At 57.1% G+C, this 16,510-nt stretch carries 20 protein-coding genes; 13 read left to right on the top strand and 7 right to left on the bottom strand.

Annotation, left to right across the window (positions count from 1 at the left end; all coding sequences use genetic code 11):
* Positions 1–21: 21 nt before the first annotated feature.
* Complete coding sequence (locus CKW07_RS24070; protein WP_095147368.1) at positions 22–510, bottom strand: DMT family transporter; 489 nt, start codon at positions 508–510, stop codon at positions 22–24.
* Positions 511–587: 77 nt separating this feature from the next.
* Between CKW07_RS24070 and CKW07_RS24065 the strand changes: the two genes are divergently transcribed.
* Both CKW07_RS24065 and CKW07_RS24060 read left to right on the top strand, forming a co-directional pair.
* On the top strand, positions 588–1,499 hold the full coding sequence (locus tag CKW07_RS24065; RefSeq protein WP_095147367.1) for a LysR family transcriptional regulator: 912 nt from the start codon (positions 588–590) through the stop codon (positions 1,497–1,499).
* A gap of 33 nt (positions 1,500–1,532) precedes the next feature.
* On the top strand, positions 1,533–2,273 hold the full coding sequence (locus CKW07_RS24060) for a hypothetical protein (RefSeq protein ID WP_095147366.1): 741 nt from the start codon (positions 1,533–1,535) through the stop codon (positions 2,271–2,273).
* Positions 2,274–2,286: 13 nt separating this feature from the next.
* On the opposite strand, the gene CKW07_RS24055 is transcribed toward CKW07_RS24060, so the two are convergent.
* Entirely contained in the window at positions 2,287–2,571 is a 285-nt protein-coding gene (locus CKW07_RS24055; protein ID WP_095147365.1) for a type II toxin-antitoxin system RelE/ParE family toxin, read from the bottom strand.
* Positions 2,561–2,800, bottom strand: a complete 240-nt coding sequence (locus tag CKW07_RS24050) for a CopG family ribbon-helix-helix protein (protein ID WP_095147364.1) — start codon at positions 2,798–2,800, stop codon at positions 2,561–2,563. Before CKW07_RS24050 ends, CKW07_RS24055 begins: the two co-directional genes overlap by 11 nt.
* A 124-nt stretch (positions 2,801–2,924) precedes the next feature.
* Here CKW07_RS24050 and fos point away from each other — a divergent pair, with 124 nt between their 5' ends.
* From fos to tam, 6 genes are all read left to right on the top strand, one after another.
* Positions 2,925–3,338, top strand: coding sequence for a fosfomycin resistance glutathione transferase (gene fos, locus CKW07_RS24045; RefSeq protein ID WP_095147363.1), 414 nt, complete (start codon positions 2,925–2,927; stop codon positions 3,336–3,338).
* A gap of 148 nt (positions 3,339–3,486) precedes the next feature.
* Complete coding sequence (locus CKW07_RS24040) at positions 3,487–4,125, top strand: LysE family translocator (RefSeq protein ID WP_095147362.1); 639 nt, start codon at positions 3,487–3,489, stop codon at positions 4,123–4,125.
* Positions 4,126–4,232: 107 nt separating this feature from the next.
* Complete coding sequence (locus CKW07_RS24035; protein WP_095147361.1) at positions 4,233–5,576, top strand: GGDEF domain-containing protein; 1,344 nt, start codon at positions 4,233–4,235, stop codon at positions 5,574–5,576.
* A gap of 124 nt (positions 5,577–5,700) precedes the next feature.
* A complete protein-coding gene (locus tag CKW07_RS24030; protein WP_095147360.1) occupies positions 5,701–6,204 on the top strand; it encodes a DUF4142 domain-containing protein in 504 nt (167 codons plus the stop codon).
* Between the two features lie 233 nt (positions 6,205–6,437).
* Positions 6,438–7,523, top strand: a complete 1,086-nt coding sequence (locus CKW07_RS24025) for a type I restriction endonuclease (RefSeq protein WP_095147359.1) — start codon at positions 6,438–6,440, stop codon at positions 7,521–7,523.
* A gap of 467 nt (positions 7,524–7,990) precedes the next feature.
* The gene (tam, locus tag CKW07_RS24020; protein ID WP_095147358.1) at positions 7,991–8,761 is read left to right on the top strand and encodes a trans-aconitate 2-methyltransferase; all 771 of its coding nucleotides are present in this window, start codon (positions 7,991–7,993) and stop codon (positions 8,759–8,761) included.
* 6 nt (positions 8,762–8,767) lie between these two features.
* Here tam and CKW07_RS24015 read toward each other — a convergent pair whose 3' ends face one another.
* From CKW07_RS24015 to CKW07_RS24005, 3 genes are all read right to left on the bottom strand, one after another.
* Entirely contained in the window at positions 8,768–9,175 is a 408-nt protein-coding gene (locus tag CKW07_RS24015; protein WP_095147357.1) for a type II toxin-antitoxin system HicB family antitoxin, read from the bottom strand.
* 31 nt (positions 9,176–9,206) lie between these two features.
* Positions 9,207–9,389 carry a type II toxin-antitoxin system HicA family toxin gene (locus CKW07_RS24010; RefSeq protein WP_095147356.1) on the bottom strand — a complete coding sequence of 61 codons (183 nt, stop codon included), beginning with the start codon at positions 9,387–9,389 and terminating at the stop codon, positions 9,207–9,209.
* A gap of 398 nt (positions 9,390–9,787) precedes the next feature.
* Positions 9,788–10,126, bottom strand: coding sequence for a hypothetical protein (locus CKW07_RS24005; RefSeq protein WP_095147355.1), 339 nt, complete (start codon positions 10,124–10,126; stop codon positions 9,788–9,790).
* Between the two features lie 315 nt (positions 10,127–10,441).
* Here CKW07_RS24005 and CKW07_RS24000 point away from each other — a divergent pair, with 315 nt between their 5' ends.
* The 5 genes from CKW07_RS24000 to CKW07_RS23980 are packed head-to-tail and all read left to right on the top strand — an operon-like array spanning position 10,442 to position 15,501.
* Positions 10,442–11,920, top strand: coding sequence for a cytochrome c oxidase subunit II (locus CKW07_RS24000; RefSeq protein WP_095147354.1), 1,479 nt, complete (start codon positions 10,442–10,444; stop codon positions 11,918–11,920).
* Positions 11,921–11,963: 43 nt separating this feature from the next.
* On the top strand, positions 11,964–13,739 hold the full coding sequence (gene ctaD / locus CKW07_RS23995) for a cytochrome c oxidase subunit I (protein WP_095147353.1): 1,776 nt from the start codon (positions 11,964–11,966) through the stop codon (positions 13,737–13,739).
* A complete protein-coding gene (locus CKW07_RS23990; protein WP_095147352.1) occupies positions 13,736–14,422 on the top strand; it encodes a cytochrome c oxidase subunit 3 in 687 nt (228 codons plus the stop codon). Before ctaD ends, CKW07_RS23990 begins: the two co-directional genes overlap by 4 nt.
* A gap of 6 nt (positions 14,423–14,428) precedes the next feature.
* Positions 14,429–15,142, top strand: a complete 714-nt coding sequence (locus tag CKW07_RS23985) for a heme-copper oxidase subunit III family protein (protein WP_095147351.1) — start codon at positions 14,429–14,431, stop codon at positions 15,140–15,142.
* Positions 15,143–15,183: 41 nt separating this feature from the next.
* The gene (locus tag CKW07_RS23980; RefSeq protein ID WP_095147399.1) at positions 15,184–15,501 is read left to right on the top strand and encodes a cytochrome C oxidase subunit IV family protein; all 318 of its coding nucleotides are present in this window, start codon (positions 15,184–15,186) and stop codon (positions 15,499–15,501) included.
* A 31-nt stretch (positions 15,502–15,532) separates the two neighbouring features.
* On the opposite strand, the gene CKW07_RS23975 is transcribed toward CKW07_RS23980, so the two are convergent.
* Positions 15,533–16,093, bottom strand: coding sequence for a hypothetical protein (locus CKW07_RS23975; protein WP_095147350.1), 561 nt, complete (start codon positions 16,091–16,093; stop codon positions 15,533–15,535).
* Positions 16,094–16,510 lie beyond the last annotated feature (417 nt).

The raw sequence follows: 16,510 nt of genomic DNA, 5'->3' as shown, positions 1-16,510 counted from the left end.
ACCGTGGAGCAGGGGGCTGAATCACGGGTCCGGCAGCAGGGCTCTGGCGGGGCTGGTGCTGAATTGAATCAACACCACCCCGGCAATCAGCATGGCCGCGCCGAGCAGCTTCGGCAGGGTCAGATGCCGCTCCACCAGCCCGAACAACCCGAAGTGATCCAGCACCAGCGACGCCACCACCTGCCCGCTCAGCGCCAGGGCAATGAACCCGGATGCCCCCAGTTTGGGAAGCAGCATCAAGGCCAGGGCAATGAAGCACACACCGAAGGCACCGCCGGCCCACATCCCCAGGGGCGCCTTGCTGATGAACCCCAGGGACGGTAGCGGCAAACGCAGGGCGATGATCACCGGCAACAACACCGCCATACTCACCAGCAACGATGCAAGGGTCGCCCACAAGGGATGGCCGAGGCCGCGACTGAGGTTGGCGTTGATCGCGCTTTGAAAGGGCACCACGGCGCCGGCGATCACCGCCAGTAGCAACAGTCCGGCCCAATGCAAGGTACTCATGAGGTTTCTCCAACAGGTTTTGCTGGACTCTAAGGTATTCGTCGCGCAGATTTAAATTCCAAATAGCTATCCAGAACATGCATCGGATGAATGATCTGCGCCGTATCGATTTGAACCTGCTGGTGATCCTCGACGCTTTGCTCAGCGAGCAGCACGTGACGCGCGCGGCCGAGCGCCTTCATCTCAGCCAGCCGGCGGTCAGCCACGCGCTGGCGCGGCTGCGTGACATGCTGGGTGATCCCTTGCTGGTGCGTGCCGGTGCCGGGTTGGTCGCCACTCCGCGTGCGCTGGAACTGGCAGCGCCACTGCGCGAAGCGCTGTCGCAGGTCCAGGCGTTGCTGGCACCCAACGCCTTTGACCCCGCGTCAGCCAAACGCAGGTTCCGCCTGGCGATGTCCGACTACGGCGCGGCCCTTGTCCTGCCGGGGCTGATCCGTACCTTGCGCCGTGAGGCGCCGGGCATCGACCTGCAAATCAGCCACGCCAGTCGCGAAGGCATGCTCGAAGGTGTGCTCAACGGCGATATCGACCTGGCCGCCGGGGTGTTTCCCGAACTGCCCAACGAGCTGCGCTCCACGACGCTGTTCGAGGAGCGGTTTGCCTGCCTGGTGGATCGCGACAGCTTGCCGGCCAGCGGCATGCTCGACCTGCCGACCTATCTCGCCCGGCCCCATGTCCTGCTGGAAATGCGTGGCAGCGGCACCCCGGAAATCGAGCGCGCGCTGACCACCCTTGGCGAGCGCCGTCACGTCACCGTCAGCCTGCCGCACTGGAGTGTGGCCCCGCAATTGATTCGCGCAACCGACCTGATCCTCACCGTCGCCGCCCGTGGCCTGCAGGGTATCGATCAGTCGCAATTGGTGATCCTGCCGCCCCCGTTTCACATCCCCCCATTCACCTTCGTGCTCGCCTGGCATGGCCACCGGGGAGGTGACCCTGCGTTGAACTGGTTGAATCGACAGGTCGGGCAGGCGATAGTGCATGGCTGACTGTTTGATCAAGACGTACACAAGGAACACGGAATGACCTTGAAATACCGCTGGCTGGGCTGCGTGGCCATGAGTGGCGCGCTGAGTGCAACTCAGGCCTATGCCGAATGTGAAAAACCGCTGTTGCCCGAGGGCGTGCCGGGCTACTCGGTGTGCAAGGACTGGCCGGCCTACGATGGCCAGACCATCACCGCGTTGTCGCAGATCGAGCCGGACCCCACCCTCAGCGATGCGCCGGATGGCATGGGCATGTACGACCTGAAACTGGCCGTGGTGTCCAACGTCGACGGCAAGCCGCTGGCCCGCTATGCCCAGGCGTCGGTGTACAGCTCCGATGCCGTGCGCTTCGATGGGCTGAGCATCGACACCGCGCGCTATAAACTCACCTCCGATCTGCGAGCATTCGGCGTGCGTGCCGGCTTCACCGGTTCATCGCGTGCCAACCCGTTCGAGCAAGCCGTCCTGTCGCTGTACGTGCGCGAAGGCAACGTGTTGCGTCCGGTCCTTGAACAGTTGGTGATCGAATCCGGCAACGGCGAGTGGGATACCAACTGCGCCGGCGAATTCAGTCACACCAAACGCACCCTGGACATGGCCAAAACCAGTAGCCATGGCTTTGCCGACCTGATCGTCAGGTCGGTGACCACCGACACGCAGAACCTGGTGGGGCGCGATGACTGTGAATACAAGGAAACGGTGGGCAAGACGGTGCTGACGACGCTGCGCTATGACGGTCGGCAGTATGTGGTTCCCAAGGAGATGCAGGGTCTATGACACGGACCGTGACCTACCATGCTCCGGGCGGTAAGCGACGGGTGTGGAACACGCGCAGTATTTGAAGCCTGCCTTGGCGAACACGATAAGGGATAAGGTAGGGGGGGTCGGGTAGCACCCACTCTCGAGTGCCGGGCAGGCGGCCCTCACGGCCCATGGCCGGAAATCGGGAGAGCTGCTCGACACTGGCGAAGATGGCTTTGACGAAGTCGGTTGCTGTCTTCGGATTTTCCAAGGCAAGGTAAGTGGCTTCGTCATCAATATTTTTGAGTGCGGTTCTCAGCCACTCAACGCGCATTACCGGTCCACTTGCCGGTGAGGGCACTGACTTCTTCATCACTGGCAAAGTCTCCGGCATCAGCTTCTTTCAACGCGTGCTGGATTTCTTCGATTTGCCAGGTTTCTCGAGCCAGGTACTCACGTAGCGCATCGACGGCCAGGAAAGATTTACTCCGACCTGTCGCTTTGGCCAGGCTGGCGAGGGTGTCGGCAATTTCGTCTGGCAGGCGCAAAGACATGACGGACATGGCTGTCTCGATGTAGTGGTTTGTAATACAACATACTACATTGCAGTCAGGGGGGCGGAGCTAGTCCCGCTCGTCTGTTGCCCCCAGTGCTTTGATTCAGAATATCACTCGCGAGGTACCCGGCATGCTCCACGGCCTCAACCACCTGACCCTGGCGGTCACTGACCTGGAACGCAGTCTGGCGTTCTATCATGGCCTGCTGCAGCTGCGCCTCGATGCCACCTGGGACAACGGTGCCTATCTGTCGTTGCCAGGGTTGTGGTTGTGCCTGTCGCTCGACCCCAGGCGTGAGCCAGGCGCCGTTGTCGATTACACCCATTACGCCTTCAGCCTGGGTGCCGACGATTTCCCGGTGTTCGTCGCGCGCTTGCGAACAGCCGCTGTGCCAGAGTGGCGAGGCAACCGCAGTGAAGGCGCGTCGTTCTATTTCCTGGACCCCGACGGGCATCAGCTCGAAGCCCACGTCGGTGATCTGGCATCACGGCTTGAGGCCTGTCGCCAGCGGCCCTATGCCGGGATGAAATTCTTCACGCCGTAGCACCCGGCATCGGCCCGCTGGGTGAGGTATGACTTCAAGTCATGATCTTCTGAGTTTTTATGGTTACAGGCACCGCCTGGGCTTGTGTTAAAAAGCGCACTCCAGCACGCCGTTCAGGCCTGGATGGCCTTACAGGGAGTGTTAACCGATGACGTCTTCATTGTTGTTCGCCGTACTCGCCTCGGGTTTTATCTACGGCATCACGCCGGGGCCGGGTGTGCTCGCGGTTTTCGGGATTGGCGCTGCCCGAGGCCGGCGCGCGGGCGCGGGGTTTCTCTGTGGTCACTTGTTGGGCGATGTGGTCTGGTGCAGCACGGCGTTGATCGCCATTGTCGGTGCGCGGGAAATTGGCAGCAGCGCGTTTGACGTGCTCGGAGTGCTCAGCGGCCTGTACCTGTTCTGGCTGGGCGTGCGGGCGATCCGCAGCCGCCCCGGCAGCGGCGACACGGAGCAAGGACCGGCGCGCCAGCCGTTCTGGCATGGGATCATGTTCGGCCTGACCAATCCCAAGGCATACCCGGTGGCCGTGGCGACTTTTACCGCATTGCTGTCCAGCCGCGCCGAGTTGCTGCACTGGTCGATGCTGCCGTGGCTGATCGCGCTGAGTTTCCTTGGCGGTATCGCGGCATACGCTATTCTGATCGGGGTCGTGGGCGCTCGTCGGGTGCGCTCGCTGTATCAGCGTCATGAGCTGGCAATCACCCGGATTTGCGGGGTAATGTTCATCGGTTTCGCCATCAACGCCCTGCTGCATGCGGTGCCGGGCCTGCTAGCAAACAAGACTTGAGGCTGCACGCAAGGCTGCGTCAGTTGTAACAAGGCACCCGCGCTCAGGGATTGCCAGGTCCATGGACTGATACTCATAGCTGCATTTTTGGACAGTATCCATCCAACATGACCACCAGAAACTCCGCACCGCTGGCCAGTTACATCGATCTGCTGCTCGACGTCGTATGTGCCGTCGACAGCCAGGGACGCTTTGTCTTTGTCAGTGCTTCCTGCGAGCAAGTGTTCGGTTACACCCAGGACGAGCTGATCGGCCAACAGATGATCGAGATGGTGCACCCGGCCGACCGTCAGCGGACCCTGGACGCTGCCCGGGAAATCATGCGTGGCCAACCGAACCCCAGCTTCGAAAACCGCTACCTGCGCAAGGACGGTCAGGTGGTCCATATCATGTGGTCGGCGCGCTGGTCCGAAGTCGATCAATTGCGCATCGCCGTGGCCCGCGACATCACCGAGCGCAAACTGGCCGAGTCCCGGCAGGCAGCCTTGTATGCGATCTCCGAAGCGGCCCACGCCGCCGAGGATCTGCTGGCGCTGTTCAAGCGAATTCACCAGCTGATCGGTGAGTGGTTGCCGGCGCTGAACTTCTCGGTGGCGCTCTATGACGAGCACTGCGAACAACTGAACTTTCCCTACCATGTCGACCATCACGAGTGTGATCCCGAGTTCAGTGTGACCGGGAGGCTGTGCGCCGAGGTGATCCACTCCGGGCAACCGGTGCTGGTGACACCCGAGCAGCCATTTGCAGTGTCCGGTTGTTCCGGCGTCGTCAGTGATCAGGACTCTCCGTGCTGGCTGGGTGTGCCCCTGAACTCGCAGAAAGGCACCATTGGTGCCTTGATCGTCAAAAGCATGCCGGGTGACGTGCACTACACCGAGCGCGACAAGGAACTGCTGCAGTACGTCTGCGCCCAAGTCGCGGCGGCCATTGAGCGCAAGCAGTTGCACAGCCGTCTGCAATACATGGCCCAGCACGACCACCTGACCCGTTTGCCCAACCGCGAGTTGCTGCGAGAGCGCCTGGCCTCGGCCTTGGGCAAAGCCAAGCGGGACCTGGGACGCATGGCGCTGCTGTACGTCGACCTGGATGATTTCAAGCAGGTCAACGACACCTACGGCCACGGCGTTGGCGACATGTTGCTGCAAGCGGTGGCCAATCGGCTGCAAGGCTGTGTACGAGAGTCTGACACCGTGGCGCGCATTGGCGGCGATGAATTCGTCGTGTTGCTCGACAGTGTCCAGGCCGCTGAAGATGCCGCGCGAGTGGCGATCAAGATCCGTCAAGTGCTTGCTCAACCCATGCGCCTGGACAGCCATAGCCTGAACATCCTGCCGAGCATTGGCGTGGCGCTGTACCCCGAGCACGGCACCGAAGAGAAGCAACTGTTCAAGCATGCCGATGAAGCCATGTACGCCGCCAAACGCTTGAGTGAGCGTCTGGATCGCGCCTGATCGGGTTCAGGGAGCCGTTCGTCGCTGTCAGTGCCGATTGGCTAAACCTTTGCCTTGTTTTGCCTTCTGAAGACAAGTGGGGACACCCACTGCACTCATCTGTCTGTTCAAGGAGGGCGTGACCATGATCTCGGTGGCCAGCCGACTATCGATCATCTGTCTTGCCGTGCTACTGGGGCTTGGTGCCCGCAGCGCATTGGCCGAATCACCGGTCGATTTCATCAACGAGGCCTCGGCCCAGGGCATGGCGGATATTGAAGTCAGCCGTATGGCGCACCAGAAAACCGAGTCCAAGGCGATCAAGGATTACACCATTGTGGTGATCAACGACCGCACCACGGCCAACCAGCACCTGGCGAAAATCGCCAGGAAACTCGACCTGCCAGTGGCGCCACGAGAAGAAGTCATGAGCAAGGCCAAAACCCTGATACCGCACATCCAGGAAGGCGAGTCGTTCGATTCGGCCTACACCGCCAGCCAGGTGAAAACCACCGAGCACACCATCGAACACCTGCAGCAAGAAGCGAGCACCACCGACGTGCCGGAGATCAAGGCCTTCGTCGAAGAAACCTTGCCCAGGCTTGAGCATCATCTGCAAATGGCCAGGGCCTTGCGGGCGAGTCGTTAATCTGCTTGAGCGATGATTCAAGTCCTGCTGGTGTCTGTAGCTATAGGTAATCCTCATCGGTGATCTCATGCCTATGGCCAGGGCGTCTCTCACTTCGAATTTGTAGCAATTCTCTGCATCTGACCTCGACCTTTGTTCGGTTTCTTTCTTTGTGCCGGTTTGAGACTAGTATCAATGGCGATCACTTTGCCAGCATGTACAAACATGGATCTGAAACAGGTAAGAGGCCGCTCATGGAATTTATTGAAAAGCTTTCAAGTCTAGCCGCAAAAGTTCGCCTGCAAGGCGTATCCATTCAGACGGAGGAAGCCACCAAAAACGCCTTCGTCATGCCCTTCATCAGCACCGTCCTTGGTTATGACGTGTTTGATCCGTCCGAGGTGATCCCTGAGTTTATTTGCGATGTAGGAACGAAGAAGGGAGAAAAAATCGATTACGCGATCATGAAAGATGGAGATGTTCAGATCCTGATCGAGTGCAAAAAAATTGGTGAGCCTTTGCACATAAATCATGCATCGCAGCTGTTTCGTTATTTCCACGTCACCAGTGCCCGCATCTCGATCCTCACAAATGGTCAGGTCTACAAGTTTTTCACCGACCTGGATGCTCCCAACAAAATGGACGAAAAACCTTTTCTTGAGCTCGATCTGCTCGACATTGACGAGTATTCGGTACCAGAGCTGACGAAACTGACCAAGTCAGCATTCGATGTCGACTCGATCATCAATGCTGCGGGGGAGTTGAAATACGTCAGCCAGATTAAAAAGGTTATCGCCGCGCAGGTCAGCAAGCCTGATGACGATTTCGTCAAAGTCTTCGCATCCCGAGTGTACGACGGCGTGATCACACAAAAAGTCCGAGAGCAGTTTCAAGAGCTGACTCGAAAAGCTGTTGTGCAATTTCTCAATGAACAGATCAATGATCGCCTTAAGTCGGCGATGAGTGGCGCTATCCAACCCAGTCTGTCTTCGTTGTCGTCGACAGGTTCAAGCGCCGTTGAGCTGGAGGGGCGTGACGAGTCGGATGACAAAGTACTGACGACTCTGGAAGAACTGGAGGGGTATCACATCGTCCGTGCGGTGGTGAGGTCTGTCGTCGATGCCAAACGCATTGTGCAGCGTGATACACAGAGTTATTTCGGCATCCTGCTAGACGACAATAATCGTAAACCGATCTGCCGACTGCACTTCAATCGCTCACAGAAGTACATCGGTATCTTTGACGAAGAAAAAAATGAAACCCGTCACCCGATCAATTCGATCGATGATATTTACGAGTACTCGGATCGCTTGAAAAAGACAGTTGGGTATTACGATTAATCACGGGGCCGAAACTGGTAAATCCGACGTTTACTGAATGGGGGGGGCGGCCATCAGGCAGCTATTGACCGTAAAAAGGTGCTCACACCAAGCAGGAAAGCAGGGGAGGATGTGGACATAGACGTGCCGGTGAAAGTGTGGCCCTTGGGTTAGTATCAGTTGGTCAAGACGATCTCCAGTCGGACGGCATTATTGTGGCGAGGGAGCTTGCTCCCGCTCGAGTGCGCAGCGCTCGTAACGATGGGGCCGCTACGCAGACCAGCGCGAGCAAGCTCGCTCGCCACAGCGCAGCGTTCGACTTACCCAAACAAAATGTTCAATGCGTGCTCGTCGGTTGCATGGCGCAGATGTTTCAACCGGTTACTGCAGCTTGACGAAGTTGCGGGGCCGTCGCTTACTGACGTCCCGCGAGCGAAAGGCTGAACCTGGCACGTCGCTCCCGTCCTGATCGATTACAGGAGTATGCGATGAGTTGGTCCGCCAAACAGTACGTGGCTTTCGAGGATGAGCGCACGCGCCCGGCGCGTGATCTGCTGGCTGCGATCCCCAACCTGGATGCGCGTTCGGTGATCGACATCGGTTGCGGCCCCGGTAACTCCACCGAGTTGCTGGTACAGCGTTTTGCCGATGCCTCGGTCCGTGGTATCGACAGTTCTGCCGACATGATCGAGTCCGCCCGCAAGCGCTTGCCGAGTGTGCGCTTCGACACCACGAATATCGCGACCTGGAACGAGCCTGGCCCATTTGATGTGATCTTCGCCAACGCGGTGCTCCAGTGGTTGCCTGACCACGCCACGTTGCTGCCATCGCTGGTGGCCAAGCTCGCGCCCGGTGGCAGCTTGGCGATCCAGATGCCTGACAACCTCGAGCAACCCGCACACCGTATGATGCGCGAAGTCGCCGCCAACGGCCCATGGGCCGACAAGCTGGTTGATATCGCCGGACAGCGCACGACCCTGGACGATGCCACGACCTACTACCAGATGCTGTGTTCCTGCAGCTCGCGGGTCGATGTGTGGCGCACCACCTACCATCACCCGCTGGCGGGTGGTCCGGCGGCGGTGGTCGAGTGGTTCAAGGGCAGTGGCCTGCGACCGTTCCTGGAGCCACTGAACGAGGTGGAAAAAGCCCAGTACCTGGCGCAGTACCTGGAGGCAATCGAGCCCTTCTTTCCAGTACTGGCCGATGGCTCGGTGCTGTTGCCATTCCCGCGTGTCTTCATCGTCGCGACCCGCTAAGGGCGATCAGCCCTCTTGCAACACCTTCAACGCCGCCGAGGCCAGAAAGCCGGAGCGGCTTTTTTCTTCCGGGTGATGCAGCACGTATTCGTCGATACGGGTCAGCAGATAACCGGGCAGGGTGATGTTGAGTTTCTGCGCCTTGCCCAGGTACTTGGTGACATCAATGTCCACCAGCGCCCAAGTGACACCAGCGTATTGTGGATTGGCCGCGTGCACGGTGACTTTGTTGGCTGGCGGAATCGCCGAGCCGTCTTCGGCCAGAATCTCGAAGTGACCTTCGATGGCCTCCCGTGCCATGGCGATGGCATCGTCCAGGTCATCACCGGCCGAGAAGCACCCCGGAATATCCGGCACTTCAACGCCCCAGGCGTGTGCGTCATCGCCCATTGAAATTGCAATCGGGTAAAGCATGTTCGTTGTCCTCTGGTTGCTGTGCGCCGATTCAGTACAGCAAGGCCTGTTGCAGGATGCTCACGGCCGTCTTGGTCAATAAGTCCTTTTTCGGATGCGGAACAGTCCCCCGTCCAGGCTTGGTTGGATGCTTGAAGTGGTGGTGACTGCCCCTGATCCGTACCAGGTACCAGCCGTCTGCGACGATTTGGGCGATCAAGTATCGGCTATTCACATCACGTCCCTGTGCTGTGTAGGTGGTTACTATACCTACTGATATTTTGTTATCAACACTATAACCACCAGGCTTGGCGGTCCAAGTGATGAATGGTAGGGATCAGTGTAGGAATCGCAGCGAGGCATAGCGGTCGGGGAAGGGGACGCAAGTATTGCCGGATGGTTCGATTCGCTCGGAAGGACTGATGAAATGAGAAATCGCAGGTATAAAAAACCGGTCACTGAGAGGCTGTGTAAAAACATTTCAGAGTAGGTTTGACTGTCAGGATCGGGACGGGGCCCGCGTTTTTACATAGCCTGGACGCAAAGAGTCATTGGCTGGCTCTTTTTAAAACGTGAGTTTTCAGCACCGCATTTCCCTATAGAGAGAAACCGATGTCGAGAATCGCGTAGTCGTTACTCAAGCAACTGATCAATCAACACCGCGTTGGTGTAGATCAAGCTGCCATCGCTCGCACGGTGCCCGACCAGATGAAACTGACCGCGTTCGTCGTGTAAATAGACGCGCATTTGACAGTCGGACAAGGGGCCGTATCCCTCGGGCATGATCAACTCCATCGTGTCCATATCGACATCGACCATGGCTTCAGGCTCTTGGCTCTTCTGCAGGCGCTCTTCGGCCTCCTCCAGACGCAGATGGAGAGGTCCATCGACGTAGAAATGGACTTCCCCCATCGGGGTGGACTTTTGGGCTCCGCTGGTTTTGCACCAGCCTTCGATCGTCAGCGCACTCATGACGAAACCTCCCATGTGGATTGCTGGACTCTGTAGCTATCGTCCCTGCTCAATGCCATCACTTATGTTTGATGACCGCACAAGGGCAGGGTTCGACTTTTCGGGCCGCTTCTGGCCGGTCCCTGCCGTCCGTCATCAGAGATTCAGTATAGCGGGTAGCCGGGCCTTGCTTGCCAACCTCACGGTACAACCCGATGGCTCTATACTCCTTACTGACTTTGCCGCCCGGATGGGTGGTCTTTGTCTGCCCTGCTTGGACGTCAGTGGCGATGCTTTTGCATAACCAATGAACAACAGGAATAGGATGAAGAGGAAATGGCAATAGCAATTATCTTGATACTAATCGTTATTGCATCAGTGCTATTCCACATACTAGCGCCTTGGCAGGCGACACCGGCAGCTTCCAACTGGGGGTCAATAGACACCACCCTGTTCATCACCCTGATCATTAGCGGAATATTTTTCATTGCCATCACGGTATTCATGGCGGTCGCCGTGATGCGTTATCGTCACAAGGAGGGTGCCAGGGCGCACTACCAGCCAGAAAGTAAAAAACTGGAGTTATGGTTGATTATCGTTACCTCGGTAGGTATTGCCGCGATGTTGGCGCCAGGTCTGGTTGTTTACAACGATTTCATCCGGGTGCCGAAAAATGCTTATGAACTTGAAGTGGTCGCCCAGCAGTGGCAGTGGGCCTTTCGTTTTCCCGGCCAGGACGGGAAGCTGGGCAGATCGGATATCAAGTTTGTTGATTCGGCCAACCCCCTCGGCCTTGATCCCAAGGATCCTGTTGGGCAGGACGATGTCCTTATACGAAACAATGAAGTTCACCTTCCACTCGATCAACCGGTGAAAGTCTTACTGCGCTCTAAAGATGTGCTGCACAATTTCTATGTGCCGCAAATTCGCAGCAAGATGGATATGGTGCCTGGGATGGTGTCGCACTTTTGGTTTACGCCGACTAAAACCGGGAAATATGAAGTCCTTTGCGCTGAATACTGTGGCGTCGGTCATTACAACATGCGTGGCCATATGATTGTGGAAGAACGGGACGCCTTCGCTCAATGGCTGAACAGCCAACCGACGTTTGCCCAGACATTAACGACAGCTGCCAAGCCCAGTCGGGACAGCGTGCTGGAAAAAGGCCGCCAGTTGGTCGAAACATACGGCTGCGGTGCCTGCCACAGCCAGGATGGCAGCGCCAGTCTCGGCCCGGGATGGAAGGGGCTGTATGGCCGCACGGAACAGCTTGCCGATGGCACCAATGTGCTGGTCGATGAGGCCTACCTGAAAGAGTCGATCCTCGATCCGAAGGCCCGACTGGTACAAGGCTACCCGCCGATCATGGTGGCCTATACTCTCAATGACGATGAACTGGGTGCTCTCGTCGCCTTGATCAAATCACTGGGTGCTGCGCGGCAAGACGATGAGCTTTCTACTGGTGAAGCGTCGGGCCCAGGTGAAGACTTGGCGGTGCAGGGACAGCGGCTGGCCGAGTCGCTTGGCTGCGTGGTCTGCCACAGTGTCGATGGCAGTAAGGGCGTCGGTCCCAGCTGGCAGGGCCTGTATGGCAAGGCAGTAACCCTTGCCGACGGCACGACGATAAAGGCCGATGAGAGCTACATAAAGGATTCGGTTCTTAATCCCGGCGCCAAAATCGTCAAGGGCTATGCAGCCGTCATGCCGGCCTTTGCTCCGAGTGATAAGGAGTTGAACGCACTGATCGCTTTTATCAAATCCAAAGCGAATACCGACGCTGATGCGAGCAAGGCGGAGCCAGGCAAGGAGCCGTAAAGGAGCCAGAAATACACCGAAACTTCGGCAGGAGGATGACGTGATGGCCTATACGGATCAAGCCGAAACAGCAGGACTGCACGAACCTAAAAGTTTCCTGACCAAATATATCTGGAGTCAGGACCACAAGATCATAGCCATTCAATATTCCTTGACGGCTCTGTTCGTGGGTCTTATCGCCGTGGTGTTGTCCGGCTTGATGCGCATGCAGATAGGCTTCCCCGGTAGTTTGGCGTTCATGGACGCCAGTGCTTACTATCAGGCGATGACCATGCACGGCATGATCATGGTCATTTATTTGCTGACGGCCTTGTTTCTGGGTGGCTTCGGCAACTATCTGATCCCACTGATGGTGGGCGCCCGCGACATGGTCTTCCCCTATGTCAACATGCTGAGTTACTGGTTCTATCTAGTAGCGGTACTGGTGTTGCTCGCCAGTTTTTTTGTCCCTGGCGGCCCCACCGGTTCGGGCTGGACGCTCTATCCGCCACAGTCCATTACTCAGGGGACACCAGGGGTCGAGTGGGGCATCGTGCTGATGCTCGTCTCACTGGCGATTTTTATTGTCGCCGCCACCATGGGCGGGTTGAACTACGTCACCACGGTGTTGCAGGCGCGCACGCACGGCATGACATTGTTTCGCATGCCGCTTTCCGTATGGGGCATCTTCATGGCCTCGATTATGGCCTTGCTGGCTTTCCCGGCGTTGTTTGTCAGTGCGGTCATGATGCTGTTTGACAAGCTGTTGGGCACCAGCTTCTTCATGCCGGCGATCATCTCGTTGGGGCAGCAGCTCGATCACCAGGGTGGCAGCCCGATATTATTCCAGCACCTGTTCTGGTTCTTCGGCCACCCGGAAGTCTACATCGTTGCTCTTCCCGCATTTGGTCTGGTCTCCGACTTGATCAGCACGCATGCGCGTAAAAATATCTTCGGCTACCGAATGATGGTGTGGGCCATTATTGCGATTGGCGTACTCAGTTTTGTGGTCTGGGCACACCATATGTATGTCAGCGGAATGAACCCCTACTTTGGCTTTTTCTTCGCCATCACCACCTTGATCATCGCGGTACCAACTGCGCTGAAAGTCTACAACTGGGTGCTGACCCTGTGGCGGGGCGATATCCATCTGACCGTGCCGATGCTGTTTGCCCTGGCCTTTATCGTCACCTTCCTGGTCGGCGGTCTGACCGGGTTGTTTCTCGGCAATGTGATCGTGGATATTCCGCTCTCGGACACCTATTTCGTCGTCGCCCATTTTCATATGGTCATGGGTGTCGCACCGGTACTGGTGGTGTTCGGCGGCATCTATCATTGGTTCCCGAAAGTCACCGGGCGCATGTTGAACGACACCCTGGGCAAGCTGCATTTCTGGATTACCTTTCTGGGCACCTACGCCATCTTCTTCCCCATGCACTACCTGGGTTTCCAGGGCATGCCACGCCGCTACTACGCCTATGAAAACTACGCGTTCATCCCGCAGTCGGCGCAAGATTTGAATGCCTTCATTACGGTGGTCGCATTGACCGTCGGCATTTCCCAATTGCTGTTCGTGTTCAACCTGGCCTGGAGTGTATTTAAAGGCAAGCCCGCAGGCAGTAATCCCTGGGGCGCGGCCAGTCTGGAATGGCAAACGCCGGACACCCCGCCGATACACGGTAACTGGGGCGCGAAGCTGCCGGTCGTGCATCGCTGGGCCTATGACTACAGTGTGCCGGGGATAGAACAGGATTTCGTTCCGCAAACGGTTTCCGCCGAGGAGCTGGAGCATATGCGGCAACTCAGCGCCGGAACCAGGATAGCGGACGTTAAAACATGAACAGACTGCTATTGAGAAGCGCCGACGGCGCAGACCCCGGCGGCAATTGGAATCGCGATCCCGAGGGCATTCAGGCCACCGAGGGTGCCGATAGAACCGCAAGAACAGGCCTGCGCTTGTTTCTGGTGGTGGTGAGCTCGTTATTCTTTCTCTTCCTGATTGCCTTTATCGCCCGCTCACAAATGGCCGACTGGCTACCCCTGACAGAGCCCTTGGCGCCGTTAGCCAATCCATGGCAGCTATGGCTGAATTCGGCTTTTCTGGTGTTCAGTTGCATCGCACTGCAGTGGTCGCGTATGGCAGTCCGAAAGGCTCGGCTTGGCGCAACGGTCATTGGCTTTGCATTGGGGGGCGTATTTGCAATTGCCTTTCTGGTGGGGCAACTCTGGGTCTGGCAGCAGTTTGTCGCCTGGGGCTACTTTGTCGCCAGTAATCCGGCCAACAGTTTCTTCTACCTGTTGACCGGCCTGCATGGGCTCCACTTGCTGGGCGGGCTGATAGCCTGGAGCAGAACCGTCGCTAAATTCCTGCATCGCGTGCCGTTGCCGCAACTTCGCGCGAGCATAGAACTCTGTGCCATCTATTGGCATTACTTGTTGGGTCTTTGGTTCGTGCTATTCGCTCTGCTGACCAGCACGCCGCAAACCTATGAAGCCATCGCCAGATTCTGCGGCCTGAGGTGAAAAGCCATGGCATCGCACCCACCCGCCCCAGACGAGTCCAGTTCATCCGATCCACCCAGCGTGCTGCCTGCACCGGGATGGCAGGGCATCGCCAGCGACTGGTCCTCGGATAGGGAGGCTTTCCAGCAGGTGCCTTGGGGCAAGGCGATGATGTGGATATTCCTGCTCAGCGATACTTTTATATTCACCTGTTTTTTGATCGGCTACATGTCGGTACGCATGACCATTACCGTCCCTTGGCCGAACCCCAGTGAAGTGTTCGCATTAACGATCGCCGGTAGAGAAATCCCGCTTATTCTGATCGCCATCATGACCTTTGTGCTGATCAGTAGCAGCGGCACCATGGCCATGGCAGTCAATTTCGCCTATCGCCGTGATCGCGCGAAAACCACTGCCCTGATGCTGGCGACCGCAGCCTTGGGTGCGACCTTCGTCGGCATGCAGGCATTTGAATGGAGCAAGCTCATTTCAGAAGGGGTGCGTCCCTGGGGGAACCCTATGGGGGCGGCGCAATTTGGTGCCAGCTTTTTCATGATTACCGGTTTCCACGGACTGCATGTGTCAATCGGTGTCATCTACCTCAGCATTGTGGCGCTGAAAGTATTGCGGGGAGATTATGAGCGCTCCGGAAACTATCAGATCGTCGAGATAGCTGGGCTTTATTGGCACTTCGTGGATTTGGTGTGGGTGTTTATCTTTGCTTTCTTTTATTTATGGTAGGTCCAAGAGACTGTTCATGGTTCTGAAGAGGAGCACGGATGATGGCGCATGCTCAGGGTCAGCAACATCCAATCAGTTTGTACCTTAAAATCTGGGGGCTGTTATTCGTCCTCAGCACACTGTCGTATCTGGTCGACTATTTTCACTTCCAGGGCTACCTCAGGTGGTCCCTGATTATCACTTTCATGTTGTTGAAGGCAGGTTTGATTGTCTCCATCTTCATGCATATGGCCTGGGAACGGTTGGCCATGGTCTATGCCATATTGGTGCCACCGTTGTGTTTACTGGTGCTCGTCGGGCTGATGGCCTCCGAGGCGGAGTATGTTTTCCTCAGCCGGGTAGTTTTCTTCGGCCAATAAGCACTTCCGGATGGCCTTGAGCCTCCTGGGGCTAACCCGATATCACTCGCTTGAACTGATGCCATTTGTGCTGCCAGGCGACTGTCCAGTGGGGGGCTGCCGTACCCGTGCCGGCGATCTTCAGCGTTGGATGATGTTCGATTACCCGGTCCAATACCGATTCCTGATTCGGCTCGACATCCACGAAGAAGATATATTTGCCCTCATCGACCACCTGTTTAAAATTGCGGAAGTGAGTGTTCGGCACCTGGAACCCAAAAAAACCGCCTTCCCAGATGCAGAAGCCAAAGATAACAAAGGCAAGGAAGATAAAAGGCACCCAGCCTGCGGCGGATTCGGTCCAGCCCATCCAATAGGCGCCACCCAGGACCAGCGCCGCGAGTGGCACACCGATCACCGCACCAATCTCGCCAGAGTGAACAGCATCTTGTTTCATTAACGAGTTAACTTCGTGGAGGTGATGTTGTTCAACATCGGCAACTTCTTCGCTGAGCACATGAATTTGTTCGGTATTGATGCCGCCGGCTTCCAATTCATTTTCAACGGTTTCAAGATCGTCGAGATTGTCACTGATGTAATAGTGTCGATTCATGGCACACCTCCCATCTCGTGTTTGCTGCAGACCTCCTCTGTCCTGCAGTCGTTAACTGAGATTTGCAGTCGGTATCTGTACCCATGGGGAACGTTGCACACTTCATGCAATCCGAGAGAAGTATAGCACTCGCTATCATGCCCGGCTGTCGTGGTCAATATCTAGGGGCGAGAAAGGGGGGCGTGTTTATTTTTCTGGATCGTCCGGCTCCGGAGAAGGCTTGCATCTATTTCAGGGGGCGGCAGGTTTCTGTCAAATCGCTCGGCAGTAGCAGCGCTCCAAATCCCGCCCACAAAAATCTATGGTCACCCCCATTTTTGCAATACTGATAAACGGGTGAAGTGGTTGGCTTGCATAAATCTATCCGGCGTCTGTTTGGGGCATGCCCCAGCGCCACGATGAGAGTCGCGCCTGACG

Source organism: Pseudomonas sp. Irchel s3b6 (genome assembly GCF_900187415.1).
Lineage (GTDB): Bacteria > Pseudomonadota > Gammaproteobacteria > Pseudomonadales > Pseudomonadaceae > Aquipseudomonas.
Note: the sequence above shows the minus strand (reverse complement) of the source record. Positions and strands in the feature narration are given on the sequence as shown.

Excerpts from the sequence above, each read along its gene's own strand:
- CKW07_RS24030 (WP_095147360.1), top strand. The coding sequence starts at position 5,701 with ATGATCTCGGTGGCCAGCCGACTATCGATCATCTGTCTTGCCGTGCTA.
- CKW07_RS24060 (WP_095147366.1), top strand. The coding sequence starts at position 1,533 with ATGACCTTGAAATACCGCTGGCTGGGCTGCGTGGCCATGAGTGGCGCG.
- CKW07_RS24065 (WP_095147367.1), top strand. The coding sequence starts at position 588 with ATGCATCGGATGAATGATCTGCGCCGTATCGATTTGAACCTGCTGGTG.
- CKW07_RS23975 (WP_095147350.1), bottom strand. The coding sequence starts at position 16,093 with ATGAATCGACACTATTACATCAGTGACAATCTCGACGATCTTGAAACC.
- CKW07_RS24070 (WP_095147368.1), bottom strand. The coding sequence starts at position 510 with ATGAGTACCTTGCATTGGGCCGGACTGTTGCTACTGGCGGTGATCGCC.
- CKW07_RS24035 (WP_095147361.1), top strand. The coding sequence starts at position 4,233 with ATGACCACCAGAAACTCCGCACCGCTGGCCAGTTACATCGATCTGCTG.
- CKW07_RS24005 (WP_095147355.1), bottom strand. The coding sequence starts at position 10,126 with ATGAGTGCGCTGACGATCGAAGGCTGGTGCAAAACCAGCGGAGCCCAA.
- CKW07_RS24015 (WP_095147357.1), bottom strand. The coding sequence starts at position 9,175 with ATGCTTTACCCGATTGCAATTTCAATGGGCGATGACGCACACGCCTGG.
- CKW07_RS24050 (WP_095147364.1), bottom strand. The coding sequence starts at position 2,800 with ATGTCCGTCATGTCTTTGCGCCTGCCAGACGAAATTGCCGACACCCTC.
- CKW07_RS24025 (WP_095147359.1), top strand. The coding sequence starts at position 6,438 with ATGGAATTTATTGAAAAGCTTTCAAGTCTAGCCGCAAAAGTTCGCCTG.
- CKW07_RS24000 (WP_095147354.1), top strand. The coding sequence starts at position 10,442 with ATGGCAATAGCAATTATCTTGATACTAATCGTTATTGCATCAGTGCTA.
- fos (WP_095147363.1), top strand. The coding sequence starts at position 2,925 with ATGCTCCACGGCCTCAACCACCTGACCCTGGCGGTCACTGACCTGGAA.
- CKW07_RS24055 (WP_095147365.1), bottom strand. The coding sequence starts at position 2,571 with ATGCGCGTTGAGTGGCTGAGAACCGCACTCAAAAATATTGATGACGAA.
- CKW07_RS23980 (WP_095147399.1), top strand. The coding sequence starts at position 15,184 with ATGGCGCATGCTCAGGGTCAGCAACATCCAATCAGTTTGTACCTTAAA.
- tam (WP_095147358.1), top strand. The coding sequence starts at position 7,991 with ATGAGTTGGTCCGCCAAACAGTACGTGGCTTTCGAGGATGAGCGCACG.
- CKW07_RS23985 (WP_095147351.1), top strand. The coding sequence starts at position 14,429 with ATGGCATCGCACCCACCCGCCCCAGACGAGTCCAGTTCATCCGATCCA.
- ctaD (WP_095147353.1), top strand. The coding sequence starts at position 11,964 with ATGGCCTATACGGATCAAGCCGAAACAGCAGGACTGCACGAACCTAAA.
- CKW07_RS24040 (WP_095147362.1), top strand. The coding sequence starts at position 3,487 with ATGACGTCTTCATTGTTGTTCGCCGTACTCGCCTCGGGTTTTATCTAC.
- CKW07_RS23990 (WP_095147352.1), top strand. The coding sequence starts at position 13,736 with ATGAACAGACTGCTATTGAGAAGCGCCGACGGCGCAGACCCCGGCGGC.